Raw genomic sequence first — 26,264 nt, 5'->3', positions numbered from 1 at the left:
CGTCTCGTCCGCGTACACCTGGTCGCCGAGGAAGAGGAGAACGTCCGGACGCTCGGCCTCCGGGTCGGCGGCGAGCCGGGCGGAGAGGGTGTCGAGGACATCGGGGCCCACCGGATCGTGCTCGCCCGCAGGAGGCGCCGCCCACCGGCACGAGCCGAAGGCGACCACCGCGCCCGTCGCCGGGACCGGCGGCGTGTGGATGGCGCTGGGCGGCTGGGGCGAGTCAGGGAGGGGCCACACACGCTCGCCGTCGAGCAGCACCTCGTACGTTGTGGCGGACCCAGGGGTGAGCCCGGTCACGACCACCAGTGCGTAGTGGTGGCCGACGACGCAGAACGTGGGAGCCGAACCACCGCCGCCACCCGGGCACCGGACCTCCGCCGTGCACGCCCGGTCGGTCTCGACCCACACGGTCGCGCTCGTGCCCGACTCCCAGTCCACGTGTCGCAGGAGCGGGCCCAGCCTCAGACCGGCCATCGCAAGTCCCCTTCCGGTGCTCCGTACGGTACGAAACGGCCGCTCTGTACAGTAATGAACTGTGGCGAGATCGGCGCCACCGGAGAGCGGGATCGACTCGGCGCCGGCTTCGGCTCCACCGGGGGCCTCAGCGTCACCTCGAACGCCCCCTTGCCGGTCCGTCAGGCCGCGACGGGTTCGGCTGCGAGGAACTCCTCCACGAACTTCCGTGCCCGACGATCGAAATCGGTGTACTGCGCCTCCCGCTCGGAGCCGGCGACCGCTTCGCCGACCAGCAGATTGCCCTCGGCGTCGATGCGCTGCGGTCGCTCCTCCGCGTCCAGGAGCAGGCCTACGGTGGAGCGGGAGAAGCCGCAGTAGTAGGCGATGCCGTCGCTCAGGTTGGCCTCGAGGACGGACTGCATCGACTCCGCGACGGGGTCGTCAGCGGTGGCGCCGGCCAGGGCCAGCCACAGCATGCGCTTGCCCGCCAGGCGGGGGCTGCTGCGGCCGTAGGCGAACCCGTAGTTCCATACGCGGTCAATCCATCCCTTGAGGACGGCGGGGACGCTCTGCCAGTACACCGGGAAGACGGCGACGACGACATCGGCGTCGAGGATCCGCCGCATGTGGGCGCGCGTCTCGTCCGAGTACGGCTTCTCCCGGTTGCCCCAGTCCGGCTGGTCCTCCACGTTCATCCGCGGGTCGAACCCCTCGGCGTGCAGGTCGAGCAGGTCGATGCGGTATCCGGCGGCCTCGAGCTGGGCAGCCGCACGGCGGGCGGTGTGGGCGGTGAGGGAATCGCTGCGGTGGTGCGCGACGACCACGATGGCTGTCCTGGTGTCACTGCTGTGCTGCGGCACGGTGTCTCCCGAGGGCTCGATCTGTGCAGTGAGTCCAGTACAACCGCGGCACCGTAGATGATCCATGGTCGAAACTCTCCACGGCATAGGAGATCGTCTACGATTGCGCTGTGGATCCCCTGAGTTCACTGCTGAGCGGCATCCGGGCCGAGGGCTCGGTCGTCAGCCATGCCGTCCTGACGGCGCCTTGGAGTATCACCTTCGCCGACAACGCTCCGCTCACCATGGTCAGCGTGTTGCGCGGGGGCGGCACGCTGCTGTTGTCCGACAGCTCCGAGCGGGCGATCGGCGCGGGCGACACGGCCATCGTCCGGGGACCCGCACAGTTCCGACTCGCGGACGAGCCTGCCACTGTCCACCGCCCCCACACCGCGTACGAGATCAACTGCTTCACCGCGGACGCCACATGCACCGGCCGGGAACTCGACGGCATCCACTGGGGCACCGGCCCGGAGGGAGCGACCGCGGTGATCGTGGGCGCCTACCGCGCCTCGGGGCACCGCCACGAACGGCTCCTGCGTGCCCTGCCGCCCGTCCTGGTCATCGCCGAGGAAGCCGAGGTCTGCGCCTGGCTGGAGAACTCCGCCGCCGACGCCGCCCGGCTCTCCGCCGGTTCGCAGGCGCTGATGGACCGGCTCCTCGACTGGGCTCTGGTCTGCACGTTGCGCACCTGGTTCGACCAGGCGGGAGCCGACGCGCCCGGCTGGTACCGCGGCCTCGCCGACCCGGTCCTCGCCCCCGCCCTGCACGCCTTCCACGGACGGCCCGCCGAGAGCTGGACGGTCGCGTCGCTGGCCGCTCAAGCCCGCGTCTCCCGGGCGCTGTTCGCCCGGCGCTTCACCGAGCTGATGGGCCGTCCGCCCCTCACCTACCTCACCGAGTGCCGCATGGACGACGCCGAGGCACTCCTGGCCGACACCGACCTCAGCATCGCCCAGATCGCCAAGATCGTCGGCTACGCGGACGCCTTCGGCTTCAGCGCCGCCTTCAAACGCCACAAGGGCCTCAGCCCCAGCACGTTCCGCACCACGGCGGCGTGAGTCACGGCACGCGGCCGCAAAGACACGGGCACCACGCTCCGGACCGCAGCACGACACCGAGACATCGTGCCGAGGCCCGGGTGACGAGCCGGTGCAGCAGGGGCAGTGGGCAAGGACGGCGGCGAACTCCTAGCGTTCCCCGTCGGCCAGGTGCTCGGGGTGCCGCATCATCCAGCCGGTGACCCGGCGGATTCCTGGTGGTGCGGGTGGGGCAGGCGGTGACGACGCATCCGGCCCCACTCCCCGCGTTCCGGGCCGGGCGCGAGCGCGCGGGCCATGACGCCTCCCGCGGGGCCCCCGGCCCGGGTGGAGTCTACCGTCACCGACGGCGAGCCGGGCATCGCCTTCTCGTACAAGGTCGAATACGGTGACGAGCCGCTGGTCGCTGTCCCTATCCCGCACGTCGGCATTTTTGTGACCGGGCCGCGGCGCGGCTCACAGGATGGGCTGAGTTGCCTCGACGGTGGCGATGGCACGGCGGCAGGCGTCGCGGAACGGGATGAAGCGGGCTTCGGAGTCCTTCCAGGTCGACGCCCGGGCGCTGCGGCTGCTGAAGTCGCCGAACAGGCTTGCCCGGAGCTCGGTGGTCATCTCCAGCTGCGCGCCCTGCCTGAGCATCGTCCTGTTGCAGGGGTTGTTCGTGTGGTCGCCGTTGAGGTGGCCGAGGCTCTCCACTCCCGACTCCTGCGGCTTCATGGCGTCGATGGCCTGGAACCCGGCCGCACGCAATTCCGCCACCAACGCCTCCCGCAACGGAGTGGAGAGCCCGCCGACGACCACTGCCTTGGGATCGATCTCCTTCGGCGGCCAGGTCAGAGTGGTAATGAACGGGATCTGCTCCGCCTTGCAGCCGTGCAGGCTCAGTACGTTGAGGCTGCTGGCGGCCATGGACAGCGCGACGTGGTCGTCGCAGTTCTGGGCCGTGACGTGCAGATCGGAGTTCTTCTGCCCGACCGGGGCGCTCGCCGACCGCAGCCCCTCGAACATCCAGTAGTCGTACGCGGTTTGGCCGGGCTCCGCTTTCAGCGTCCCCGGGTCGTACCCGGCGATGCCCAGGCACAGTTCGGAGGTGCCCATCTCGATGCCGCCGCCGTGCAGCGCCATGATCGTGGTGCGGGCGTACGGGAATCTGTTCGGCAGTTCCGTGTCGGTCATCTCGTGGCGCTTGTAGCGGCGACCGAAGTCGATGCCCTCGCGCCCCGCCAAGTGGCGGTACAGATGGGTGTTGGTGAAGTACTCCGCCCCGGGCGGCGGCGTGGTCGCCGCGTACGCCGGCGTCCCGCCGAGCTGCGCGAGCAGCGGGGCGCCCGTCGTCGCCGCGGCAAGGGCGGTCAGCAGGGTACGGCGACGGGTGGCGGGTGCTCCGGAGGCAGCGGGCTGCGAGACGGGATCCATGGGCGCAACGGTAGCCATGCCCCGCACCCCCGCTGTGGTCGCCCCCGCCCTACGGGCGAGCCGTGAGCGGAGGCTTCCGTTCCGCGGAACGGCCCTGAGTATCAGGCGGACTTGGTGCCCTGGACCTCGACGGCCACGCCCTGCCAGTCGGCCCAGCCCTTGAGCCGGTCGGCGTAGGCCCGCGGCAGGCGGTGGAGCGGGCTGCCCGCGGCCGCTGGTGGCGAACGACTCACCCGACCCTGGAGGCGTACGTACAGGACAAGGTCGGCCGCTCCGCCTCGTACGCCCGCCGGGGCGCCCCTGGCCCTGGAAACGGCCGAGCGGACCGGCGTGGTCCCCAACCCCGGCCAGATCCGCGACATGCGCCGCACGGAGCAGCTGCACGGCACGGATGCGGCGGTGGCCCTCCTCGACGTCCTCGCGCAGGTGACGCGGACCTGGGTTCGGCCCCCACCGCGGCGAGCATCCGGTCAGGCCGTCAGTGCGGGCTGCGCGGGTGAACCCGGCTCCGTGGGACGCGGTGCCTTCCACACCGATCGCGATCACGTCCCTGTGGGCGCCGAGGAACGCGAGAGCTGCCGTGTTCCAGCGGTGGTCGTGGGGAATTCGGCGTCGGCGAGATGCCCGCCGTTGTCGGTGACGACCGCGACGTGAATGGTGTCGGCATGGGAGTCCACACCGCCGAACACCCACTGGCTAACCCTGCCCGCTATGCCTGCTGCTGTCATGCTGGAGGTGCCTTCTTAGAGGTCGTTTCTCTTGGTCAGCTGTCCTACCGTCGCCCAAGCAACCGGCCCTGCTGCTGCTTCAGGCCCGCGAACCCGTGTCGCGCGTATGCGGCTATCTCCTCACTGGGGAAGGGCACCACGGACAGGTGCTCGTCGTAGCTGCCCTGCTCCCACCGGGCGGCTGTGATCTCGTAGCCGGAAACGTGTGCGCACAGCTGAAGCAGAATCGGCGGCATCTCTGGTTCGCTCAAGAGGTCAGCGCGCTTGATGACGAGGTCGCGCATCGCCTGAATGTTCGGGAGGAAGACAGTCCTGACCCACAACCGCCACTCGGCGAGTTCCTCTTCGGAAGGCGGTATCTCATGTACGAAGGGCGACCTGCCGTCGGGACGAGCGTTGCGCTCCATGAACGCGCCGAAGATGCGGCTGTTGGCCTCCGTGAGGGCGAACAGCGGTCCGTAAAAATCGCTGAGCTGCCGATTCAAGCGAGCGATGCGTTCTTGGCGCTGCGACAGGCGCAAGCCGTTGAGATAGGTGGCTACATAGCCTGCGAACGCCAGTGCGATGGTAACGACTACTGTGATCATGGGAGGCGATGCTAGTGAGCATCGCCTCCTTTGGTCAGCCTGCGGCAGCAGATCAGGGTCGCCGCGATCCCGGCGAAGGCGAGGAAGTGCTCGGCCTTGCGTTCGTAGCGGCGGTGGAGTCGGCGGCAGCCGGCGAGCCAGGAGACCGTCCTCTCGATGACCCAGCGGTGACGGCCCAACCGCTGTGAAGACTCGATGCCCCTGCGGGCGATGCGGTGCCGAATACCTCGCTTGCGGAGCCAGCAGCGGAGATGTTCGTAGTCGTAGCCCTTGTCCGCATGGAGCTTGCCAGGGCGCCGTCGACGAGGCCCTCGGCGGGATCGGATCGGTGGAATGCCACGCACGAGCGGTTCGAGGCCCTGGCTATCGTGCATGTTGGCGCCGGAGATGCCCAGCGACAGCGGCAGTCCGTTGCGGTCGGTGATCAGGTGGATTTTCGATCCTGACTTGCCGCGGTCGGTCGGATTCGGTCCGGTCAGTGGCCCCCTTTTGCAGCCCGCAGGCTGACGGAGTCAATCGCGCAACGAGACCAGTCCAGTTGTCCTCTTGCGCCAAGTTCGTCGAGAACGACGCGATGGAGGCGAGCCCAGACGCGGGCCTGGCTCCACTGGGCGAAGCGCCGGTAGACCGTCTGCCAGCTCGGGCCGAACACCGGAGGGAGCTGCCGCCAGGTGCAGCCCGAGGTGGCCACGAAGATGATCGCGGCCAAGGCCTCGCGGTCACCGGCCCGGCGCCGGCCTCCACCCTGCGGACGCTTCACCTCCGTTGGTGGCACCACCCGTCGGAACAGAATCCACAACTCGTCCGGCACTAGCCGCTCAACGAGATTAGTCATGCACGGTTCAACGAACGACCACGCCATAAGAAACGACGTCTTAGCCGGAAGCGGCACCGGCCGGGTGGGGCCCACAGGACATTGAGGGGGCTTCTGACCAAGCTCCTTTCAGGTCATGTTCCACCTGGCCAACGGCCCCGGCAGCCGGACGGTACAACGGGAAGACAGCCCAGCAGGGCATCAGCCACTGGCAGAGCCACGACCACCGGACCCGCTACGAGTATCAATGTCAGTGGCGAGCGCAAGGATGCGGGGATACCGCTGAACCGGCCACCTTCTGAAGGGTTCTCCATGTCCGTTTCCGGGCCCGCAGCCGACGTTGCGGCCATCCCCTTCCCCACCGGCTGGTGCGCCACGGACCTGGGGAGCTTGCGGCCGTGCGCGTACACCTACGAGGTGTACCCCTTGGAGAGCCTGCCGCCGCTGGAGGCCGCGCAACTCGACGACGGGTTCGACTGGCTGGGCGGGGCGGGCGGGCAGCGATCCGAGCACACGGAGCATCTCGCGGCCATAGAGCGGGAACTGGCCGAGGTCGAACTGGCGCTCCCCGAGGGCTTCGCCGCCTTCTTCAGCAGCGAGAACCTCTGCCGCGCTTTCGACGAGGTCTCGGTGACGGCCTGTTGGAGCCACCTTTCCGGTCCGTTGCACAGCCCGTCCGAGGAAGGCGCTCGTCTCGTACGGTTCCTGCGAGACCAGCAGGACTGCGTCATCTGGTACCTGTACCTGCGCCCCTCCGGCGAGGCGTTCGTGGTCCTCTCGCATATGGAACTGGAGTCCGCCGGCTGGTGGGCGGAGGGGGAGCCGACCGAGGAGGTCCGGGCTGCGGTGGCCTCCTCGCTGATGCGGTGCGCCGACACCTTCGAGGAGTTCGCGTACCGCTTCGTCGTGGAGAACGAGCTGTGGATGCGGGCACACTCCGCCGACGCCGAGAGCCCGCTCGCTCCCCGCCTCCAGACGTACGCCGACCATTACGCGTCCGCCGCCTCCTGACTCGGGTGGGCCCGCCCGCCCCGCTACGGCGTACCCTCCGCCGACCTGCTGGCCCGCTCCGACCGAGGCCTGGCCCGGTTCCTCGGCCACCAGGACAAGGAGCAGGAGAACGACCGACGGGGGCGAGGCGTGAAGAACACCGGTCGCGACCTCGGACTCGGACCCGAGGAACACCCGCTGCTCGGCCATCGGGTCCGCGACATCGCCTCCGGGACAGAGGGCGAACTGATGGCCGTCGTCCGCGAGGAAGCCGCCACCCACACCGGACCCCGCTGGACCCGCCGCGCCTAAATCCGCCCCGAGGCCGGCGGCCGCGAACTACCGACCGCCCTGGGCAACATCGAACCCCTGGGACGGCCCTGACCGCTCCGGGCCCAGGTGGCGAGGCCTTCGGTCCCCACTGCCTGGCTGCGTAGCTCACAGGCAAAAGCGGTTATCGCCGCATTGGCTTTGTACGCGAGAACCGGTTATGGCTCAACTTCTGTGGTCTGTGACTGCGGGTCACCGGTTCGCAGCCACCCGACCGACCACGTGGCCGGGTCGCGGTCTAGAAGTAGCCGACGCGCATGTGCTGCGTGAGGTTGTCGAGCATCTCGCGCAGCCATGGCCTGCGGACGCTCGGCAGCCGGACCAGAGTGCGCCGGAACGTTCCCGAGTCGACGCGGAACGGGTGACGGGGGCGCGTTGCGGGCGGGTCATAGCCGTCACGGAGGACGCCGTCGGGAAGGACGCCCGACGTGGGGACGGGCAGGTCCGGCTCGGGGAAGGCCAGCCACAGCCAGACCCCGAACGGCAGGGGCACGGAGTATGCCGCCAAGGCGGGCGAAGTCCAGAGCTCTCCCGTCTGCGGATGCGTCGGCACGAGAAGGATGTCGGCGTCGCCGTCCGGAGCCGGTCGTCCCGGTCCGGCCAGGTCTGCGTGCCGCGGCTGCGGACCGGCGGGCAGCATGGCGTCGAGCGCGCGTTGGAACACCTCACCGGCCAAGCCGTCCGGCACGATCACCGGGCGGCCCTCCGAGGCCACCAGCAGGTGGGCGAGTGCGTGGCCGGCGGCTGCCTCCCACTGGGGGCTCCAGGAACACCAGTAGTTCGACCAGTGGCCCGCCCTCAGGCGCGACCCCCACCTGGCGATCGACTCGAATGGGGGCGTGCCCTTCCCTTCTGTCATCAGCTCGGCCCAGGTGAGCGGTGCGGCGTCGACGCCGTCGACGGAAACACGACGTACGGCGTTCGGGGCGAGCCACATCGCCTGCCAGAGCGAGCAGTCGTCGATTCGGCTCGCTACAGGCAGGGCACATGCCATGCAGGCCACGTTGGGGCCGGCGGCCCCGTCCAGGCCGCAGCAGTAGCCGCCCCCGCGGTTCTCCGGGATCAGCACGGTGGCGCGGGCGTCGCCGGGCGCGATGACGATCGCCCCGGGCGCGCCGTCGGAGAGGGCAGGGACGGGCGCGTAGAGACCGCGGGCGGCCGCCTCGTCCGGAGGGATCTCCTCCCACTTCCGCCATGGTGGTCCCCAGGACTCCGGCTCCACGGCGAACGTGCCCGACTCCATGAGGACCGGGAGTTGAGCCCCCGTTCCCGTATATCTGATGGGCATGGACCGGCAGGGCAACGTGGGACAGCGGAGTGGTCAGCTCGGCGCCGCACCCCGCACACACAAAAACGAACAATTGTCCTCCGTCTGGGCGGCCGAGACATCGTCGCAGCTGGGCGGCGGCAAGCCAACCAGTTTCGGGCGGGCCGGAGGGCAACAATCTGTCACGCAGCGTTCGCATTCACAGAAGTTGAGTCAGAAACCTTTTCGGGCTCTGGCTCAAGTTCTGTGGAGTCGTAGGGTGCTGCGCAGCGGACGAGGCGGGCGCACCAGCGACGACGCGAGCCCGAGTCCGAGAAGCGGGGCTGCGTTCTCACCGGCGATCTGCTGTTCACTGATCATGCCCGGAACAACGACGCGGCCCGGCTCGCGCATCTCGCCCTCGCGGCGTTCGCGGCTCATCTCGTCCTCGCCGCGCCGCTTGAGCTCTTCCGGGCTCTTGCCCCGGGCGCCCTCCTGGCCGGGATCGGGGTGGACGGGGTCCTGGCCCGGGCGGCGCAGGTGCTCCGGCTCGCTGCCCCTGCCCGATTCCTGGCGCTTGTCCTGCTTACCGCCCATGACAGCGACTCCTCTGTGACGCGGGGTTCTGCGGGCTCTTCCGGCCACGCTGACACGGTAGGTGGCCCCAGCCACCGCGCTTCGGGCCTCGATGCGTACCGCCTCGCGATATCACTCTCCGTCTCGCCGCAGCCGACGCCTGATGCGGTGCCGGCCGTGTACAGGCGAGGGGCGCTGGCTGGTCCGTCGGTGCCTGCCATGGGCGATCAGCAGTCGTCTGGCGTGTCCTGGGCGTCTTGGGCGATGAGTACTGCTGTGAGTTCCATGCATCGCATCCGGGCGGGAGAGAAGTCGTAGGGCATTTTGGTGACCGCTTCGCAGGCGCTCATCTGTGTGTCTTCCTCACCCTTCAGGTCGGCGTCGTAGACATCGAAGAGCTCCTCCTCGGCCTCGTCCAGCCCGGCCTCTTCGATGGCCTGCATCAGGGCGTTGTGGTGGGCGAAGCGTTTAGCGGCCAGTTCTTCGACGCGCGGGTCAGCGGGATCGACACCGTCGTCGAGGGCGGCCTCGGCCGCATCGAGAAAGTCGTCCTCGGCCCGCAGGCCGGGGTGGGTGGCCAGCACGATGAGCACGCTGGCCTGGAGCGCGGCGCCCAGCGGGCCGAAGGTCCGTTCCGTGACCAGCAGCGTGTCCAGGTCTGAGGAGCGCAGTGCGCCCGGGGGCAGATGATTGAGCCGGCCCGTCACCAGTTCGGAGAGCAGCCCCAGCGGGTTGCCCACGGCCCGCAGGCGCTGGACGGCCGCGCGCTGACGTTTGATGTTGGCCTCCTGGGCGGCCAGGGTCTCCTCCAGCCGGCCCAGTGTCTCCTCGATGTCCCCTTCGGCGAAGGCGGTCCGGATGTCCTCCAGGCTGATTCCGGCGTCGGCCGTTTTGCGGATCCACAGCAGTCGGATCATGTCGTCGTAGCTGTAGCGGCGGCGGCCGTCCCCGCCTCGCTCGGGTTCCGGCAGCAGGCCGATCTGGTGGTAGTGGCGGATGGCCCGCGGGGTCGTCCCGGCGAACGCGGCCGCATCGCCGATCTTGACCTGGCGAGGAGGCGTGAAGGTGGGGTACATCGCAGAGCGACCCTTTCTTGCGGTGGTGCCTCGACGACACCACATGCCGCTACGGCAGGTGCAACACACACCACCCCGACAAGCCTTCAATCAGGCATGTGCCCCAAGAATCTGCAGTGAGCCTGCAACGGAGCCGTGAGTCCCCCCAGGGCCCGGGACTCGGATCCAGCCTGGCGAAACGATGCGGAAGCGGGCAAAAGGGTATGGCATGGGAAGGGGGCACGGCTTGCAATGCAGGGGGCCGGCGGCGGGCTGACCGTCGTCAGGGCGTCCTGCACCAATGGCGGGCACGCCCGCCTTCCGCACAAGCCCTCAAACATGCCAGGGATTCATCCTGGGCGACCGGAGCAGTGTGACCGTAGGGGTGCTGGGGTCGTACGGTGGGCGAAACACGGGCGACGAGGCGATCCTCACTGCCATGCTGGACCACATCCGGGCCGGGCGTCCGGATGTCCGGATCCTGGTGTTCTCCCGCAATCCGGAGCACAGCCGCGCTCATCACCCGGACGTCGATGTCGTCGCGTGGGAGGGGGTGTGCCGGGAGCGGATCTCCGAGCATCTGCGCCGGCTCAGCGTGCTGGTGCTCGGAGGCGGCGGGATCCTCTACACACCGAAGCACGCCGGTACCTGCGGTTGGCCCGCACTGCCCAGAATCTGGGCGTTCCCGTCTTCACCTACCCGGTGGGCGCCGGTCCGCTGACCGACGAGGTGGACTGCGCGTTGGTCCGCTCGACGCTGGCCGACGCGGCCGAGGTGACGGTCCGCGACGAGGAGTCGAAGCTTGTACTGGAGGAAGTCGGGCTGACACGTTCGGTCTCGGTCACCGCCGACCCGGCGCTGCTCCTGGAGCCCACCGACGGCGGGAGAGAACTTTTGCACGCCGAGGCGGTCCCTCTGGGTGTACGGCTCGTGGGGATGAGCGTGCGCGAGCCCGGGCGCGCGGCCGAAAGCCTCGATGAAGAGGGTTATCACCAGCGCCTGGCCGACGTGGGCGACTTCCTCGCCCACAGGCTGGACGCGCACGTTGTCTTCGTCCCGATGGAACGCGACGACATCCGGCACGCGCACGCCGTGGTCTCCCACATGGCGGACGCCGATCGCTGCACGGTGATGCACGGCGGCTACCGACCCCAGCAGGTGCTCGACATGATCGCGCAACTCGACCTGGCTATTGGCATGCGTCTGCACTTTCTGATCTTTGCCGCCCTGTCCGGCATCCCCCTACTGCCCCTGCCCTACGCGGGCAAGGTCTTCGACTTCGCCCAGCAGGTGGGCGCTCCCGCCCTGCGCGGAGTGGTCCGGGAGAACACCGGCCTGCTGCTGGCCGAAGTCGACCGCCTGTGGGACGAGCGGCCCGCCCGCGTCGCGCCTACCGCCGCTCGCGCGGCCTCGATGCGGCTCCGGGCCGTTGGGACGGCCGACCGGCTCCTCGCCTACCTGAACAGCATCACACCCCCTCCGCTGGTCGACCGCGTCCCGCCGACCGTCCCTTCCGCAGCTGGCTGACCCCTGCCGTCATGCCCGCCCCCAGGGAGGAATCGTGTCCCATCTGATGCCACCGCGCGTCCCGCGGAGCGTGGAACTGCCCCCGCGCCAAGCTCTCCACGCCGGCTCCACCCAGGTTCTGGTGATCGGTGGAGGTCCGGCCGGTATCGGGGCGGCCCTCGGTGCCGCGAACGCGGGCGCCGAGGTGGTTCTCGCGGAGCGGTACGGGTTCCTCGGAGGCAACGCCACCGCCGCGCTGGTCATGCCGTTGATGAGTTTCCACAACGAGGTCAAACAGGCGGTCGCGGGTGACACCGCACGCCTGCTGCCGCCCGACCACGGCGAGGGCGAGCCGGTCGTCGGCGGCGTGCTGTGGATGCTGCTAGAACAGCTGGTGCGCGCGGGAGCGGCCATCCGCCCCTCATTGGAGACCGGTTACACGGTGCCCTTCGACGCCGAGCTTTTCAAGCTGGTCCTCTAGGACCTGCTGGAGACCCACGAGGTCCGCACCCTGCTGCACGCTTTCGCCTCCGGTGTCCTCGACATGCCGGACCGTGCACGGGCCGTCTTCGAGACCAAGTCCGGGCCGATCGTCATCGACGCGGACGTGATCGTCGACTGCACTGGGGACGGCGACATCGCCGCAGCTGCCGGAGCCGCCTACGACATCGGCCGACCGGAGGACGGCTGGACGCAGCCCATGACGCTCATGTTCCGCATGGTCCGCTTCGACCACCAGGAATTCGCCGCCTACACCCGCGCCCACCCGGACCAATGGAAGGGCGTGCACGGCCTGTGGGACCTGGTCCGCGCCGCCAGCGACGCAGGCGAGCTGGACCTGCCGCGCGAGGACATGCTGTTCTTCGCCACTCCGAACACCGGCGAGGTCGCAGTCAACTCCACCCGCGTCACCGAGGTGCTCGGCACCAGTGTCTGGGACCTCACCCGTGCCGAATTCACCGCGCACCGCCAGATGGCACAGATCGCCCGCTTCCTGCGGGAGAGGGTGCCGGGCTTCGCCCACTCCTACGTCGTCCAAAGCGGCGTCCAGGTGGGCGTCCGGGAGACGCGCCGCATCACGGGCGAGTACCTGCTCACGGGCGAGGACGTGCTGAGCGCCCGCACGTTCGACGACGCCATCGCCCGCGGCGCCTACCCGGTGGACATCCACAACCCCAGCGGTCGCGGCACCACGCTCAAACGAATCCCGCGCGGCGAGTCCTACGACATTCCCCTGCGCTGCCTCCTTCCCCGTGACGTGGACCGGGTGCTGGTCGCGGGCCGCTGCCTCTCCGGCGACCACGTTGCCCACTCCTCCTACCGCGTCATGCCGATCTCGATGGCCACCGGACAAGCCGCCGGTGTCTGTGCCGCCCTCGCGGCTGCCCACGGCAAACGACCTCGAGGTATCCCAGCCAATCTGGTCCAGCAAGAACTCCGCTCCCAAGGGGCCAGCCTCCGCTGATCCCCGCAGCTGCCCCCTCCAGGCCGAGCGCGCAGAAGCATCCGCCGGCGCATGCGCCACGTGCCGGGCGGGTGCAGGAAACACGACTGAGGCCAAGGCCTCCGGTCAAGAAGCGGCCCGCGAAGAAGACCGCAGGCCGCAAGCCGTGCAGCGCCTAACACGGCTCAGATCTTGTCGTGCCGGGCTCACGCCATCGGTTGCGGCTGGTCGGCGGAAGAAGGTAATCAAGCCGGTCTCTGACCCACAGCCTCGTCCGCCTTTACAGGCCATGCAGATGACCAAAGAGACAGAACCTATGCCGCTCGAAGGTCGGGACGCGGCCCTGGCGCGGCTTTGTGGTGGCCAAGGCCGCACCCCTTGCCTCCGAACGTACCCGCCTGGAGGCCGGCGGTCAGCCCATCATGGCGAGTGCGTTCTGGACGAATTACGGCGAGCGCCGCAGGACAGCCGAGGAGACGCAGTATCACCAACTTGTGACCCGCCGTACTGGACGGCGATGCACCGCCGAGCGCCGTCGCCGGTTTCGGCAACCGGCTGCCGCCCTGGCGGCCCAGCTCGCCGCGCCGCTTCCCCCAAACCGCCGCTAGGAGTTGTCTTCAAAGTGTCACGCCCACATCAGGAGCGATGTGAGGGTGACGGCTGCTTGGTAGGACTGGGCGGTCTTGTCGTACCGGGTGGCGATGCCGCGCTACTGCCTGAGGCGGTTGAAGCACCGTTCCACGACGTTGCGGCGCTTGTAGACCTGCTTGTCGAAGACGGGCGGGCGGCCGCCCCGGCTCCCGCGACGGGCCCGGTTGCGGACCTGGTCGGACCGCTCCTGTCGGCCGGTGGACGCACGTGCGTCGTCCTCGGCGGCGGTGCGAGCCGGGCGGTGGGCCCCAGCCGGAGGCGTAGGACTCGGGGCAGGCGGGGATGTAGCCGAGCCGGGCGAGCGCGGCCGTCCGATCCGCCGGAGCGGGCAGCCGGCCGGCGGCGGTGGCGGGCAGTGCGGTCGACGGGTTGAGCGGTGACCCGGTCTCCACCCACAGGTCCCAGGTGCCTTCCGGTTCCTGCCTCAGGCGGGCCGTCACCATGTCAGTCATCACCAAACCACCGCCTCCCAACCCGTCACATCCTGACGCTGGGCTGGACCCGCCCCAAGCTTCGCACGCCCGAGGCGGCGGACCGGTGGACCTGGCTGGTCATCGCGGCCCCACCCCCAACCTCGCCTCGCCCGGCCGCTGGCTGCGGACCTCCGCCGCCCTTGGGAAAAGCCGGCCGAGCCCGGCCGACTCACTCCCGCCCGGGTCCGCCGGGGGTTCAGGAACCTACGCCCGAACTTGCCCTGCCCGGGTGCACCGAAACCCAACCGGCCCGGCCCCGGCAGACCGCTCGGCTCGAAGAACCGTCACCCCGCCACCCGCTACAACGTGGGCAAAACGGCCAGGCGGCCCGAGACCGTCGCCGAACGTGACCAGCTCCGGCCATAAAGAACAAGGTGCCTGTTTCTGAACCCTCGGACTCTGCGGGGTCGGTAGCCGTGCAAGCTGGCCGGGATTGGACTATGCCCCCTAAGCGAAGCCCCCGAGGATGGCCGGAAGTCTTCGAGCGGGGGGAACTGATGAGGCGTCCGACAATTGCTGTGGCCGCGGTCGTCGGTCTGTTGCTGGCTCTGACGGCCTGCCAGTCGGGGGCGGCGTCCGGCAAGGTCCAGGGCACCGACGCCGAGTTGGCCTGTGCGGCCGTGAGCCGACTGCCGGAACGGATGCCGGGCACCGACGGCGGGCAGGCCTTCGACATCGTGGTGGCGCGCCTCGTCGGCGCCGAGGAACTGGCCAGGGCGGCTGCCCTGGCGGACGCCAAGTTCCAGCCGCTCGCCGACGCCCTGAGGGAGGCGCAGCAGCTGCTCAACGTGACCTCCGACCCCCAGCAGGCTGAACCCGCAGTCAAGAAGGCCCGGACGTACTGCTGAGTGCCTATTTCTGATGCCCGCGACAGTGTCCGCTCCGTCTGCAACAGTGCCGTCCGTAGTCACACACCGGCTCCGCCCCCGGCGCACTTCCGCGCCGGGGGCGTCGTCGTTCGCGGGGTCCAGGACCAGGATGGGCAGCTCCACGGTGCTGGTCGGATTTCCGACCATCGAAGTGACCTGCGGTGATGCACAAAGTCCCAGGTCGTTTCGATAGTCGGATTTCCGACCGGACCCGACGGATTTCCGACCGGCCTGGTCGGAAAAAAGACGCCCGCACCTCGCTGACCTGGGCAAACGCTCCCCCCTAATAAGCCCCCCAAGAAGTTCTTCTCTCTCCCGTACCGCTGGCCGCAGCGGCACCGCCGCCTCGGCCGGGGCTGGGCGACGGCCAAGCGAGAGAGACCTCGGCTTCGCCGGAAAGAGCAACCCCCGTCTCTGCTGCTGGCCCGTATTTGGCCTCAGCTCACGAAGGCGCGCCCCATTCGGCGTGCACACGGTCCTGGTCCGTGGGGGCCTCGCCGTAGTCCCACCCGCCCCGGCCACGCTTCCTCTCCTGGTGCCCAGCTTCGTACGGTCCGCAGTCGAAGGCCGGCGGAGGGCGCCCCCGACGTGCACCGGCTTGCGGTGGTCACCACGATGGCGATGGGCCGCCGATACCGGGTGTGAGTAGTTGGCGTACAGAAAGTGCCGCTGAGATCGATCTTGCTGCAGTCGGTCTACTTCGTCGGGGCCTCGATCTGACGGGGCACGGCGCCGTCGCGCCGGGGTGCCGGGCCGCCAGGGCCGGCCGGGTCCGCGGTCGGCCGGGGTCTGGACCCGCAGCAGCTTCGCGAGGCGGGGCACCTTGGTGAACCGGCCGGTGTGGTAGGTCCCGGCGATGGCCCCGGCGCGTGAGCGGCAGGGTGATCCCGGCTCAGCCGCGCACCGCGGGCAGAGGTGGCGCTCGACTACGTCGGCGTCGTCCGGGGCGGGTTCAGGCTGGCGGACCATGGAAGGAGCAGGAGAATGGAGAACAGGATCGAGACAGCGAGGAGGTGCGCAGCGGTGACCAAGTACATGGACGTGCACCACGGCATGCAGGGCATCACGAAGGAGCAGCTGTCGGCCGCCCACAAGGCGGACCTGGCGATCGAGAAGGAAGAAGGCGTGCACTTCGAGCGGGCCTGGGCCGACCCCTCCTCGGGGACGGTCTACTGCCTGTCCGAGGCTCCCTCCGCGGACGCGGTCAAGCGGATCCACGAGCGGACCGGACACCCGGCCAGCGAGATCCACGAGGTTCCGCTCAGCGTGTGAGCACCGCGCCTCTCCGGGCCTGACCGGAATCATTCGTACAGGCAAGGGGGGCCGGAAGGCCTGCGGCATAGCCTCCGACCGTCCGGCCACCCCCGCGCGGACGCCCCCGGACCCGGCACACTCCACCCCACCGACCCGTCCGACTGCCGGGGTATCCCGTTGGCGTGCGTCCGCGTCATCCGCGCCACCACCCTCACCGAGCCCGGCGCCATGTCCGGCCGCCGGTAGTCGGCGGCCACCGGGGCACTCCGGGCCACGGCCGTCAGCCACGCCTCCGCGTACGGGTACGCGTCCGGGCGCAGCGTCGCCAAGGCGGCCCGCGAGCGGCCCTCTCCGTCGCGTACAGCGGCCCGCACGAACTCGTGCCCGGGGCGCCCGTACTTCCGCATCCGCACCGGCCCGTGCGCGGTCGGGTGCTCGATGTCCTCGCGGGGTCGGAGCGACAGCAGGTCAAGCATGGGGGGAGTCCTTCCGTGGAGCAGGGGTCAGCGGACGCGGTCACGGGCCGCGGGTGAGGATCGCTTCCCGCCGGGCGGGCGGGATCACGTAGAAGTGCGCGGAGAACTCGGCGGGCCCGTCGCCGACGGCCGGGTACCGGTGGACCGAGAGGGTTCCGGAGGGGAACGGCGGACTCGGCTCCGCGATCTCGAAGACCACCCGGGTACGCCCGATGCGACGCACCCACGCGTAGCTGACCGCCGGGTGTTCCGGCAGCTTGAAGCGGGCAGGGCCGATGCTCAACCGGTAGCGGGTGCAGGCCGTTGGGACCGCCGGGTGGTCATGCTGCGGCGGCCGCAACCCGTGTGCTAGCCGACCATGATCAATCTCAACGGCACTTCCTGTACCGCAACTACTCACACCAGGACGCACGCCCGCCGGCGACGCCAGCCACCCCGGCGGGGCACCGCAAGCCCGCCAGGGCTGAGGAGCTACCGACCCGATGCGCCGGACTCCGGAACCCCGAGCACGGATCCCCCACCCGTGCCCGTCCGGCAGGCCGAGGAGCTGCCCCAGTGCCGGAACGCCGGCGAAAGGTCGCGCCCGCCCGCCACCGCCCCCGACCTCGCCACTCAGTACGAGGTCACGTCCGCACGGCCGAGCGTCTTCGCGCCGCAGCGCGCCCAGGCCGCCACACATCGGTGATTGCGGACCGCCCTACATTGGCATTGCATGCCCCCGTGGAGTGCCACCGCCCGGCATTGCCAATACCACCCTCCCGGTGGAATGGCGATTCCCATCCCTTCAAGCATGTGAGCGTGGCATGGTGATATCAGGTTCGGCGGATACAGCGATGCCCCCGCCGTTGGAGCGGCGAGGGCACCTTCTGCCGTACTGGGCGAACGTCCCCGGCTTGCTCCAGTAGCCGGGGGCGTCGTCACATCCGGGGAAGAAGCCATTCCCGGAGCATGCGTCCGACCCAGTACACCGCGACCATCGTCGGTGGGATCCACAGGCGGATGCGACGACGCACACCCCGCCAGTCAACCGACGAAGACCTCGGGCGCTTCTCCATGATTCCCCTCTCGGGACGCGGGACGGCTGACTGCCGAGCCCGGGGCCCCGGGGCCCGCCACGCGGTCCCCCCCGAGAGTTCTTCATGAGTGAGCGAACTGACCATAGGCGCGGGCAGTCACCGCGGGTGGCGAGATGATCGCAAATGCTCGGTTCTGGTCACTGATGTAAGAACGCGCGGTGGGCGCCGCTGACAACTGGGCATCAGGGCGGGCGGACGAGCACCGGAGGAGCCGGGATCAGGCGCTACGACGCGGCTTGCCCTTCTCGGGAGCCTTCTTGGCGGCGCTCTTCTTTGCGTCGACGCTGCGCTGGAGGGCTTCTTCGTGGCGGGCAGCTCGTGCACGGTGGCAGGCTCGCCGCGGGTGGCCTTGGCGTCCTGGACGGACTTTTCCAGCATGGCCATGAGGTCGATGACCTCGGCCGAGGCAGCCGGCGCTTCGGCCACGGGGGCCGGCCGGGTCCCGGCCGCCTTCGCGGCGATGACCTCCTCCAGCGCGGCGCGGTACTCGTCGCGCAGCTCCCCGATGTCGTTGCCGGAGAGGGTTTCGGCGAGCCGGACGGCCGCGTCCACCTCGTCGTCGGTGACGGCCACGTCGGGAACGGGCACCTGGGAGGCGGAGCGGATCTCGTCCGGCCAGCGGAGCCCGTGCAGAACGATCACGTCCTCCTTGACGCGCAGGAGGCCGAGCCGCTCGCGGTCGCGCATCGCGAACTTCGCGACGGCCACCCGGGACGACCTCTCCAGGGCCTGACGCAGCAGCTCGTACGGCTTCGCGGCGACGGCCTCGGTCGCGGCCAGGTAGTAGGAGGCGCCGATCTGGATCGGGTCGATGCTCGCGGCGGGTACGAAGGAGACGATCTCGATCGCCTTCGCGGTGGGCAGCGGCAGGTTGTCGAGGTTCTCGTCGGTGACCGGTACGAGGGTGCCCGTCGCCGTCTCGTAGCCGCGGACAATCTCGTCCTGGCGCAGCTGCTGGCCGTCGAGTTCGCACACCTTGCGGTTCCGGATCCGCCCGCCGTCGGCAGCGTGGACCTGTCGGAAGGAGATGTCGTGCGAATCCGTGGCCGGGACCACCTTGACCGGGATGGTCCCGTTGACTGAACTAACGATCGCATATTCGCAGCTCAGAGGCCTTTTCTGCCCGCTTCCCGGCTATGCTTGAGACGGGTGGTTCAGCCCGGGATCTGGTCGGCTTCGTGCTGCCGGAATCGGGTGGGCTGGTAGAGACGGCGGATCCGGGGCAGCCGTACGTGCTGCTGGACGCAGACGGGACCGTGGTGGAGCCGGTGGATGCGTTCTTCGGCGAGCTTCAGGCGTGCGGGCGGCCGGCATCGACGGTCCGCTCGTACGGGATGGACCTGCTGCGCTGGTGGCGGTTCCTGGATGGCTGGGGGCTGGCGTGGGACAGGGTCACGCCGGGTGGATGCCCGGGACTTCGCCCGCTGGATGCAGCTCGCGCCGAAGCCGGTCCGTGTCCACTGGCGCCGTCGGGGTTCCGACGGTTTCGCCCCATCTCCGGTAAGGCCTCTGGTGGGCGTGCCGAATCCGGTGACCGGCCGCGCCGCGCCGGGGGCGATGTACTCGCTGAGGACACGCGTGCACAGCGAGGCCGTGCTGCGGTCGTTCTATGCCTTCCACTTGGAGGAGGGCACAGGCCCGATCATCAATCCGTTCCCCGCAGGCCGGGATCGCCGCCGCCCGGCGGCCGCGGGCGACTCCTCCCGGGTAGCGAGCGGGGGCCGCTACCGGCTGTCGATCCCGGCCCGGCTGCCCCGACGCATTCCCGACCACAGGTTCAACGAGCTCTTCGCCGCTCTGCGGCACCACCGAGATCGGGCCTTGCTGGCGTTCTGGGCCTCCAACGGTGCCCGGGCCGAGGAACTGCTGACGAGCCGCCAGTGTGATCCGCTACCGGGGCACAGCTGCTGGGGGTCACCCGCAAGGGCACACGGGCCTACCAGCAGTTGCCCTCGTCCCCCGACGCCTTCGTGTGGTTGCGGCTCTATCAGGAGGAGGCCTGGCGGGCGGGGGTGCCGCGAGATCCGGGGGTGGAGCTGTGGTGGACTCTGCGGCGGCCGTTTCGGCCGCTGACCTACCACGCGGCCCGAGCGATGCTGAACCGGGCCAACGCCCTGCTGGGGGCGAACTGGACGCTTCATGACCTGCGGCACACGGCCGCGTACCGGGTGGCGCGGGACCCGAAGCTAGCGCTGACGGACGTCCAATGGGTCCTCGGCCACGCCCACCTGACCACCACCCAGATCTACGTGCCGACGGGCCGCGACGAGATCGTCGAGGCCGTACGAGCGCACCATGTGCGCCAGGAACGCCTTGCCCGGGTCCCGGCGGTGCCCGCGGCCGGATACCGGGCCCAGGCTCTCAACGACCTGTTCGGAGGATCCTGGTGAAGGCCCGCATCCGGCACCTGACCGGCACGACGCCCGCCGTCGGCCCCGGCGAGCGGCCGCCGGTGCCCCATGCCACCGGCGGCCCGCTGGAACAGGCCTATGCCCGATTTCCTGCCCGTGAGGCCGGCACACAGTGGCCAATGACATGCAGGCCCGCCCAGGAGGTACTCGCCGCGCTGCAGATGCCGCCGTACAACGTGGGTGACAGCAACACCGGCTGGTACCGGCTCACGGGGGCCCGCACGCTCCTCACCTGGCTGGCTGGCTTTCCGGGGACGAGCTGGCAGGAGCGGTGGGAGGCGTCGCCGGCGGCAGCGTGCCCGCGCCGATGGGCCGAGCAGGGACAGATCTGGATCGCCTCGGCCACCGACGTGACGCGATGGGGCACCGTGCAGACCGGACTGATGACGCTGGCCGGTGCGGACGTGCTGCGCCTGCCGCTGGCGTGGCTGGCCGGCCACCGCAGCACGCACCTGCGGCAGTTCGTCGAGGAAGTGCGGGACCCGGCCGGCTTCGCCGGGCTGAAGGCGCACGTCGATCCGCAGCGGTGGTCGGCGCTCGCGGGCGGCAGAGCCCGCCTGGCGCTGGCCAGGATCTCCTTGGCCAAGCACCTCGTCGCGGACAGCCGCTGCCGCCCGCTCGCGTTCGTTCTCACGCCTGGCCAGGCCGGTGACGCGCCCGCGTTCCCCGAGGTCATGGCCCAGTTACGGGTGCCACGGCCGATCGGCCGGCCCAGGACCACCCCGGATGTGGTTCTGGCCGACAAGGCGTACTCGTCGCGCGCAATCCGAACCCATCTGCGTCGGCGCGGGATCCGGACGGTGATCCCACAGCCCGCCGACCAGGCTGCCAACCACAAACGGCGCGGCCGCCTCGCCGGCCGTCCGCCGGCCTTCGACCGTGACGCCTACAAGCAGCGCAACACCGTCGAGCGTTGCATCAACAAACTCAAGCAGTGGCGCGGCCTGGCCACACGCTACGACAAGACCGCCACCATCTACCTCGCCGGACTCCACCTCGCCGCCATCTTCATCTGATCAGCGAGATGATCCGAAAAAACGGCCCAGCGCCGCTTCAGGCGCACGGCAGGGTTCCGGCGACCATGAAGGTTCCAAGGTCCGCCATCGTCAGCCTGCGGCGCGATAGAACTTCGATCCCACCACACCGCCGTACCGATCGATCTCGTACGGCGCCGCGCCGGCAGACGTCTGTCGGTCCTGTCCCGTCGTGCCGTCCAGGACGATCGGCTCGTCGCCGACCTCCCCGTACACGGCACCGTGCCAGAATCCGCTGACCTTCGGCACCTTCCGTCCGGAGCCGCCGGGCAACGTCCATCGCTGCTGCACAGAAGAGGCGTCGAACACGGTGATCCCGCGGTCGGCCTCCCCGTACCCGTACTTAGAGCACAAGACCAGGGACTGTCCGTCGTGGCGGCACCGCCAGCCGCTGCCGTCGAGTGCCGCTCGCTGCTCACCGGTGACCGCATCCACAACGAGTGTCTTGTCCTTGAGGGTTGCGCTCAGCAGCCGCGGCGCGGCTGCGGCCGGCTCCCGCGCCTCTGCCACGGTCCACCGCTGTTCGCCCGTGGCCGCGGCAAGTCCCAGCAGCCTGCCTTCGCCGAACCCCGTACTCTCGCCACCGGCGACGACACCGTCGGCCAAGGTCACCGCGCTGAACTTGGGCTTCTTCCAGCGGACGGTGCCCGTGGAGGGGTCAACGGCATACGTGGTGCCGGCCCCGGTGACGAGCGCTGTGGTGGCATCGACTCCGATGATCCGCGGCGCGCTGACCGAGGTGGCATCGACAGCGACCTCAGCCGACCACGCCGTCTTGCCGGTAGCCGTCTCGACGGCCAGCACCTCGATCACGACCCGGTCGGGCGTTGTGCCTTCGCCCTTCACATTCCTGCCCCAAGCCGCATGCACGGTTTTGCCGTCAGCCGACACGAGGGGAGCGGTGCGGTTGCTTCCGAAACCGCCCTTTTCCGCGGGGTGCTTCGTCGTCGCCTCCCACCGCGGGTCACCGGTCTCGGTGTCGATCGCCTCCAGTCCCTCCTCGGCGGTGACGTAGGCAACCCCGTCGGCAAGCGTGACCGCGGGCCGTGTCGCGTCCCCGCTCGCCGTACTTGGCTGCTCGGCACCCGGGAATTCGACCGCGGACCCTTCGAAGCGCACGGGCGGGTCGAACACCGGACGGCTCGGCTTCCCGGAAGCCGCCTGGGACCGTTCCGGGGACTTGCCAGGCGTCTTCGCATCCGATGAGCCGCCGCCTCCACAGGCTGCCAACGCCGTTGTCGCCAGCGTCAGTCCCACCGCAGCAGCGGCCCATCGTCTCGTTCTGCCTGTCCGGCCCATCGCTCCCCCTGCTCATGGTCTGCGTGATCATGACGACCATAGCGACTGGGCTCCCCGGAGACAGGACAAAATCTCCAAGCACCCGACAGCAGACCTGTACGAGACGAACCAGGCCGTCTCGAAGCCACCACGCAGGCCTCGTAGTCTGGTGAGTGGTGATCTGAAAGAAGCGCCGTAGGCCGTTTCTTTCGGATCACGGAGAATCAGCCTGCGTGGTGTGAGGCGCGCGTGGGAGTAAAGGGGCAGGGATGGTGCTCGTCATGGAACTTCGTCGAGGGCGCTCTGCGTCCCGGACAGGGCGAAAGCCTGGGCCCCCGCCCCCAGCAGGGATGCTGGAGCGGTTGATCGACGACAACGGTGAGTTCTGGAAGGCCATTGAGCGGCTCGGCCAGCACCGACTTCCCACTCTGGCCCGCATCGATCCGTACGGGGACACCATGCTGCGCGGTGAGCCGGTAGACCAGATGGTGCGGGAGTTGGAAGGTTCGGATCTCGCTCGTCTGAGGGGTGGCGAGCACGACGTCGTGGCGACGCTGCTGGCCTGGGGTCGGCGGTGCCGTGCCGATCGAGACCTGCGGATTGCCTTCTTGGGCGATTAGAGTGTCAATTTCAGATCATCATCTACCTGCTGCCACTGCATGTCGCCCCCGACGACCCCGCACTGCACTCGCTCAGGAGGCTGGTCGACGTCCTTGCCGCAGCAGCGGAGCACCCCGGGGACGCCACCTGATCCTCTGAGAAGGCGATCGCCTTGCAACCGATTCCGGTCTTACGGTTCGAGCCCTTCTAGCCAAACCGTCACGGCCAGGGACTGTTGCAGGGCTGGTGCGAAGAGGTGGGGGTTGGAGTCGGCCAGGGTGCGGCGGATTGTGACGGCTTCCTGGGCGGTGGTCAGGCCCTCCTCGCGACGGCCCATCTCACCCAGGTCGATGGAGAGGTTGTTGAGGGTGCTGGCGAGGTTGGGTAGGTGGGCGTCGGGGTTCGCCTCGGCCAGGGTGCGGTAGTGACCGACGGCCTCCTGGGCGGCGGTCAGTCCCTCCTCGCGACGGCCCACCGCACCCAGGTCGACGGAGAGGTTGTTGAGGGCCATGGCGAGGTCGGGCAGGTAGGCGTCGGGGTTCGCCTCGGCCAGGGTGCGGTAGTGACCGACGGCCTGCTGGACGGCGGTCAGTCCCTCCTCGCGCCGCCCCACCTCACCCAGGCGGTTGGAGAGGTTGTTGAGGGCCATGGCGAGGTTGGGGAGGTGGGCGTCGGGGTTCGCCTCGGCCAGGGAGCGGTAGTGACCGACGGTCTCCTGGACGGCGGTCAGTCCTTCCTCGCGCCGCCCCACCTCACCCAGGCGGTTGGAGAGGTTGTTGAGGGCGCTGGCGAGGTCGGGTAGGTGGGCGTCGGGGTTCGCCTCGGCCAGGGAGCGGTAGTGACTGACGGCCTGCTGGACGGCGGTCAGTCCCTCCTCGCGACGGCCAACCTCACTTAGCAGGTTGGAGAGGTTGTTGAGGGCGCCAGCGAGGTCGGGCAGGTAGGCGTCGGGGTTCGCCTCGGCCAGGGAGCGGTAGTGAGCGACGGCCTGCTGGACGGCGGTCAGGCCCTCCTCGCGACGCCCTACCGCACCCAGGTCGACGGAGAGGTTGTTGAGGGCCATGGTGAGGTCGGGCAGGTAGGCGTCGGGGTTCGCCTCGGCCAGGGAGCGGTAGTGAGCGACGGCCTGCTGGACGGCGGTCAAGCCCTCCTCGCGACGCCCCACCTCACCCAGACCCACGGAGAGGTTGTTGAGGGCCATGGCGAGGTCGGGCAGGTAGGCGTCGGGGTTCGCCTCGGCCAGGGAGCGGTAGTGACCGACGGCCTCCTGGACGGCGGTCAGTCCATCCTCGCGACGCCCCACCTCACCCAGGCGGATGGACAGGTGGTTGAGGGCGCGGGCGAGGTCGGGAAGGTGGGCGTCTGGGTCCGCTTTGGCCAGGGTGCGGTAGTGGTGGGTGAGGGTTGTGGCGAGCCGGGCGGCGGTGGTGGCTAGGCGGTGGCTATTGCGGGGGAATCGGCGCGACAGTGCGTCGAGGTCATCGAGGGAGGTTGCGGAGTCGGTGGTGATGGTGTCGAGGGCGGTGATCTGGGGGGTGGGGTGGTCGGTGCGGGTGGCGGTGGTGACGATGTGCGGGCTGAGTTGCCGGTGGTGGCGGATGCAGAGGTCGGTGAGGTGGGTGTCGAGCCTGCCTCGGAAGGCGGGGTGGGCGGCGGCGCGGCTGTAGACGGTGAGGAGCTGTTCGGCCTGGGTGCCGCTGGCTCCGTCGAGGAGGTGGTCGGCGAGGTGCGGGTCGGCGTCGAGGGTGCGGCCTGTGTGGCGTTCGGCGAGGCGGTCGGGTTGCAGCGCGCCCCACGGTGGACCGTTCTGCGACGTGGTGGCGGGGTAGAGGGTGGCGAGCCAGGCGGTGACCTGGTTGCGGCGGTCGCGGGGCTGGTCCGCGAGCGCGGGTAGACGCCGCCACAGGAGGTCGGCGTGTTCACGGTCCGCGGCACCGGTGAGGTGGGCTGCTGCGAGCGCGGTCCTCAGCGTGTCCATACCCAGGCCGGGGGTGAGGCCGCGGGCCGTGGCGCTGCCCTGCCAGTACCGGGCTTCGTGGCCGAGCAGCCGGTCCTCGACGTCTCGTACGTCCTCTTCGACGCCGGTGCTGTCCGCGGGTTCGCTCCGTGCGGTGTCGAGGAGGTCGGCGAGGGCTGTCATGTGGAGGGTGAGTGCGTTGCCGTAGGCGTCGTCTTCGCCGAGGTGCGGTGGTGGCCGCAGGGCTGTGGCGGCCGCGGTCCAGTCGTGGCTGGCGAGGCCTGGGACCGCCGGGAGTGCGGTGGCGAGGGCGCGGGCGGCGTCACGGTAGTGGCCGGCGCGCCGGTCGGGCTTGTCTTCCAGGGGGGTGAGGCGGTTGGTGCGGGCGGTGGTGAGGTGGTCCTCGGCCTGGCGGGTGGCGGTGGCAGCCTGCTGCCACCAGTCGCCGGCGGTGCGGGCCAGGAGCAGGAGCTTGAACGGGCTGGTGCCAGGGTGTTCGTCGGCGGCTTCGACGAGAGCGGAGAGCTGGTCGGGGCGGGTCTCGGCGTAGTCGAGGACGACCAGCAGCGGCTTCGCCGCCCGCCGGACTTCCAGCAGCTGGTCGGGTCGGGCGCCGACGCGCGGCCACAGCACCGTCCAGCCCTGGGCCGTGAGCAGCTGGGAAAGTTGGTGGGCAAGGCGGGTCTTGCCCTGCCCGCCCGGGCCGTGCAGCAGCCACGCCCCGAATCCGCCCTGGCCGCACCACGCCTCCAGCTGGGCGACGAGGTCCTTGCGGCCGTGGAAGGGGACCGTCTGGCGTCCGGCCTCCAGCAGGGCCGCCGGTGTCACCGGGGCCGGCCGAGCGGCGGGCCGGGTGGTGGGGTCGGCGAGGTCTTGGAACTCCACCGCCTCCAGCCCAAACTGCGGGCCGCCGCCATGATCGGCCAAAGCCGTACGGAAGGCGGGATCGTGGTGGAGGACGTAAGACGGGACGACGTTAAGCCGGCTGTGGTCGGAGTGCTGGCGGTCGGAGGCGACGATGCCGGTCAGGTAGCGGTCGCAGAACACCGCCGCCCCCGACAGGCCCGACCACGGCGAGGTCCCGTCGCTCGGCCACCCGGCGGCAGGGTTGCGCAGGTCCATGACGTATTGGTTGCCGACGAAGCCGCTGCCGGG

The 26,264-nt window shown here is 69.8% G+C and carries 23 protein-coding genes and 6 pseudogenes; 12 read left to right on the top strand and 17 right to left on the bottom strand.

Annotated features, from left to right (window positions below; all coding sequences use genetic code 11):
* Together ACWGIU_RS03920 and ACWGIU_RS03915 are read right to left on the bottom strand one after the other, a co-directional pair.
* Positions 1 to 477 (bottom strand): DUF7800 domain-containing protein (locus tag ACWGIU_RS03920; RefSeq protein WP_453702129.1); only part of this gene is annotated, 477 nt, incomplete at its 3' end.
* Between the two features lie 161 nt (positions 478 to 638).
* On the bottom strand, positions 639 to 1,319 hold the full coding sequence (locus ACWGIU_RS03915; protein WP_453702127.1) for an NAD(P)H oxidoreductase: 681 nt from the start codon (positions 1,317 to 1,319) through the stop codon (positions 639 to 641).
* Between the two features lie 110 nt (positions 1,320 to 1,429).
* On the opposite strand from ACWGIU_RS03915, the gene ACWGIU_RS03910 reads away from it, so the two are divergent.
* Positions 1,430 to 2,359 carry an AraC family transcriptional regulator gene (locus ACWGIU_RS03910; RefSeq protein ID WP_453702125.1) on the top strand — a complete coding sequence of 310 codons (930 nt, stop codon included), beginning with the start codon at positions 1,430 to 1,432 and terminating at the stop codon, positions 2,357 to 2,359.
* Positions 2,360 to 2,794: 435 nt separating this feature from the next.
* On the opposite strand, the gene ACWGIU_RS03905 is transcribed toward ACWGIU_RS03910, so the two are convergent.
* The 5 genes from ACWGIU_RS03905 to ACWGIU_RS03885 form a co-directional block, all read right to left on the bottom strand.
* Entirely contained in the window at positions 2,795 to 3,772 is a 978-nt protein-coding gene (locus ACWGIU_RS03905; protein WP_453702123.1) for a poly-gamma-glutamate hydrolase family protein, read from the bottom strand.
* Positions 3,773 to 3,855: 83 nt separating this feature from the next.
* Complete coding sequence (locus ACWGIU_RS03900; RefSeq protein WP_453702121.1) at positions 3,856 to 3,987, bottom strand: hypothetical protein; 132 nt, start codon at positions 3,985 to 3,987, stop codon at positions 3,856 to 3,858.
* 309 nt (positions 3,988 to 4,296) lie between these two features.
* Positions 4,297 to 4,482 carry a hypothetical protein gene (locus tag ACWGIU_RS03895; protein ID WP_453702119.1) on the bottom strand — a complete coding sequence of 62 codons (186 nt, stop codon included), beginning with the start codon at positions 4,480 to 4,482 and terminating at the stop codon, positions 4,297 to 4,299.
* A gap of 44 nt (positions 4,483 to 4,526) precedes the next feature.
* Positions 4,527 to 5,069, bottom strand: coding sequence for a hypothetical protein (locus ACWGIU_RS03890; RefSeq protein WP_392062894.1), 543 nt, complete (start codon positions 5,067 to 5,069; stop codon positions 4,527 to 4,529).
* 11 nt (positions 5,070 to 5,080) lie between these two features.
* Positions 5,081 to 5,904, bottom strand: a protein-coding gene (locus tag ACWGIU_RS03885; RefSeq protein WP_453702117.1) for an IS5 family transposase whose coding sequence is annotated in 2 segments (ribosomal slippage) — positions 5,081 to 5,562 and positions 5,562 to 5,904 — 825 coding nt in all. Because the reading frame shifts where the segments join, the coding sequence is not laid out codon by codon here.
* A 291-nt stretch (positions 5,905 to 6,195) separates the two neighbouring features.
* Here ACWGIU_RS03885 and ACWGIU_RS03880 point away from each other — a divergent pair.
* On the top strand, positions 6,196 to 6,894 hold the full coding sequence (locus tag ACWGIU_RS03880) for a hypothetical protein (RefSeq protein WP_453702115.1): 699 nt from the start codon (positions 6,196 to 6,198) through the stop codon (positions 6,892 to 6,894).
* Between the two features lie 129 nt (positions 6,895 to 7,023).
* The gene (locus ACWGIU_RS03875) at positions 7,024 to 7,185 is read left to right on the top strand and encodes a hypothetical protein (protein ID WP_453702113.1); all 162 of its coding nucleotides are present in this window, start codon (positions 7,024 to 7,026) and stop codon (positions 7,183 to 7,185) included.
* Positions 7,186 to 7,441: 256 nt separating this feature from the next.
* Here the strand turns inward: ACWGIU_RS03875 and ACWGIU_RS03870 are convergent.
* From ACWGIU_RS03870 to ACWGIU_RS03860, 3 genes and pseudogenes are all read right to left on the bottom strand, one after another.
* Positions 7,442 to 8,564 (bottom strand): annotated as a pseudogene (locus tag ACWGIU_RS03870) (hypothetical protein).
* 143 nt (positions 8,565 to 8,707) lie between these two features.
* Complete coding sequence (locus ACWGIU_RS03865; RefSeq protein WP_453702111.1) at positions 8,708 to 9,046, bottom strand: hypothetical protein; 339 nt, start codon at positions 9,044 to 9,046, stop codon at positions 8,708 to 8,710.
* 206 nt (positions 9,047 to 9,252) lie between these two features.
* Positions 9,253 to 10,101 carry a MerR family transcriptional regulator gene (locus tag ACWGIU_RS03860; protein WP_453702109.1) on the bottom strand — a complete coding sequence of 283 codons (849 nt, stop codon included), beginning with the start codon at positions 10,099 to 10,101 and terminating at the stop codon, positions 9,253 to 9,255.
* 418 nt (positions 10,102 to 10,519) lie between these two features.
* Here ACWGIU_RS03860 and ACWGIU_RS03855 point away from each other — a divergent pair, with 418 nt between their 5' ends.
* The 3 genes and pseudogenes from ACWGIU_RS03855 (at position 10,520) to ACWGIU_RS03845 (ending at position 13,051) form a co-directional block, all read left to right on the top strand.
* On the top strand, positions 10,520 to 10,801 hold the full coding sequence (locus ACWGIU_RS03855; RefSeq protein WP_453702107.1) for a hypothetical protein: 282 nt from the start codon (positions 10,520 to 10,522) through the stop codon (positions 10,799 to 10,801).
* Entirely contained in the window at positions 10,735 to 11,607 is an 873-nt protein-coding gene (locus ACWGIU_RS03850) for a polysaccharide pyruvyl transferase family protein (RefSeq protein WP_453702105.1), read from the top strand. Before ACWGIU_RS03855 ends, ACWGIU_RS03850 begins: the two co-directional genes overlap by 67 nt.
* A 46-nt stretch (positions 11,608 to 11,653) precedes the next feature.
* Positions 11,654 to 13,051 (top strand): annotated as a pseudogene (locus ACWGIU_RS03845) (FAD-dependent oxidoreductase).
* 604 nt (positions 13,052 to 13,655) lie between these two features.
* On the opposite strand, the pseudogene ACWGIU_RS03840 reads toward ACWGIU_RS03845, so the two are convergent.
* Positions 13,656 to 13,868: pseudogene (locus ACWGIU_RS03840) on the bottom strand (transposase); the annotation flags it as partial.
* 300 nt (positions 13,869 to 14,168) lie between these two features.
* On the opposite strand from ACWGIU_RS03840, the pseudogene ACWGIU_RS03835 reads away from it, so the two are divergent.
* Both ACWGIU_RS03835 and ACWGIU_RS03830 read left to right on the top strand, forming a co-directional pair.
* Positions 14,169 to 14,520: pseudogene (locus ACWGIU_RS03835) on the top strand (NF041680 family putative transposase); the annotation flags it as partial.
* Positions 14,521 to 14,651: 131 nt separating this feature from the next.
* The gene (locus ACWGIU_RS03830; RefSeq protein ID WP_453702131.1) at positions 14,652 to 15,002 is read left to right on the top strand and encodes a hypothetical protein; all 351 of its coding nucleotides are present in this window, start codon (positions 14,652 to 14,654) and stop codon (positions 15,000 to 15,002) included.
* Positions 15,003 to 15,818: 816 nt separating this feature from the next.
* Here the strand turns inward: ACWGIU_RS03830 and ACWGIU_RS03825 are convergent.
* Positions 15,819 to 15,992, bottom strand: a pseudogene (locus tag ACWGIU_RS03825) (zinc finger domain-containing protein); the annotation flags it as partial.
* 54 nt (positions 15,993 to 16,046) lie between these two features.
* On the opposite strand from ACWGIU_RS03825, the gene ACWGIU_RS03820 reads away from it, so the two are divergent.
* Positions 16,047 to 16,295: an SCO4226 family nickel-binding protein gene (locus ACWGIU_RS03820; protein ID WP_453702103.1), complete on the top strand. Its 249-nt coding sequence runs from the start codon at positions 16,047 to 16,049 to the stop codon at positions 16,293 to 16,295.
* Between the two features lie 29 nt (positions 16,296 to 16,324).
* On the opposite strand, the gene ACWGIU_RS03815 is transcribed toward ACWGIU_RS03820, so the two are convergent.
* From ACWGIU_RS03815 to ku, 3 genes are all read right to left on the bottom strand, one after another.
* Positions 16,325 to 16,753 (bottom strand): hypothetical protein, encoded by a 429-nt coding sequence (locus ACWGIU_RS03815; protein WP_453702101.1) that lies wholly within the window; start codon positions 16,751 to 16,753, stop codon positions 16,325 to 16,327.
* 40 nt (positions 16,754 to 16,793) lie between these two features.
* The gene (locus ACWGIU_RS03810; protein ID WP_453702099.1) at positions 16,794 to 17,036 is read right to left on the bottom strand and encodes a hypothetical protein; all 243 of its coding nucleotides are present in this window, start codon (positions 17,034 to 17,036) and stop codon (positions 16,794 to 16,796) included.
* Positions 17,037 to 17,925: 889 nt separating this feature from the next.
* Positions 17,926 to 18,885 (bottom strand): non-homologous end joining protein Ku, encoded by a 960-nt coding sequence (gene ku, locus ACWGIU_RS03805; RefSeq protein ID WP_453702097.1) that lies wholly within the window; start codon positions 18,883 to 18,885, stop codon positions 17,926 to 17,928.
* A gap of 890 nt (positions 18,886 to 19,775) precedes the next feature.
* Here ku and ACWGIU_RS03800 point away from each other — a divergent pair.
* Together ACWGIU_RS03800 and ACWGIU_RS03795 are read left to right on the top strand one after the other, a co-directional pair.
* A complete protein-coding gene (locus ACWGIU_RS03800; RefSeq protein ID WP_453702095.1) occupies positions 19,776 to 20,219 on the top strand; it encodes a site-specific integrase in 444 nt (147 codons plus the stop codon).
* Positions 20,220 to 20,827: 608 nt separating this feature from the next.
* Positions 20,828 to 21,256, top strand: a pseudogene (locus tag ACWGIU_RS03795) (IS5 family transposase); the annotation flags it as partial.
* A gap of 90 nt (positions 21,257 to 21,346) precedes the next feature.
* Here the strand turns inward: ACWGIU_RS03795 and ACWGIU_RS03790 are convergent.
* Positions 21,347 to 22,531, bottom strand: a complete 1,185-nt coding sequence (locus ACWGIU_RS03790; RefSeq protein WP_453702093.1) for an outer membrane protein assembly factor BamB family protein — start codon at positions 22,529 to 22,531, stop codon at positions 21,347 to 21,349.
* 383 nt (positions 22,532 to 22,914) lie between these two features.
* Between ACWGIU_RS03790 and ACWGIU_RS03785 the strand changes: the two genes are divergently transcribed.
* Positions 22,915 to 23,172, top strand: a complete 258-nt coding sequence (locus ACWGIU_RS03785) for a hypothetical protein (protein WP_453702091.1) — start codon at positions 22,915 to 22,917, stop codon at positions 23,170 to 23,172.
* A 170-nt stretch (positions 23,173 to 23,342) separates the two neighbouring features.
* On the opposite strand, the gene ACWGIU_RS03780 is transcribed toward ACWGIU_RS03785, so the two are convergent.
* A partial coding sequence (locus tag ACWGIU_RS03780; protein ID WP_453702089.1) for a tetratricopeptide repeat protein occupies positions 23,343 to 26,264 on the bottom strand: 2,922 nt, incomplete at its 5' end.

Source organism: Streptomyces sp. NPDC054840, from assembly GCF_053611065.1.
This window is presented reverse-complemented; position numbering and strand designations above follow the sequence as displayed.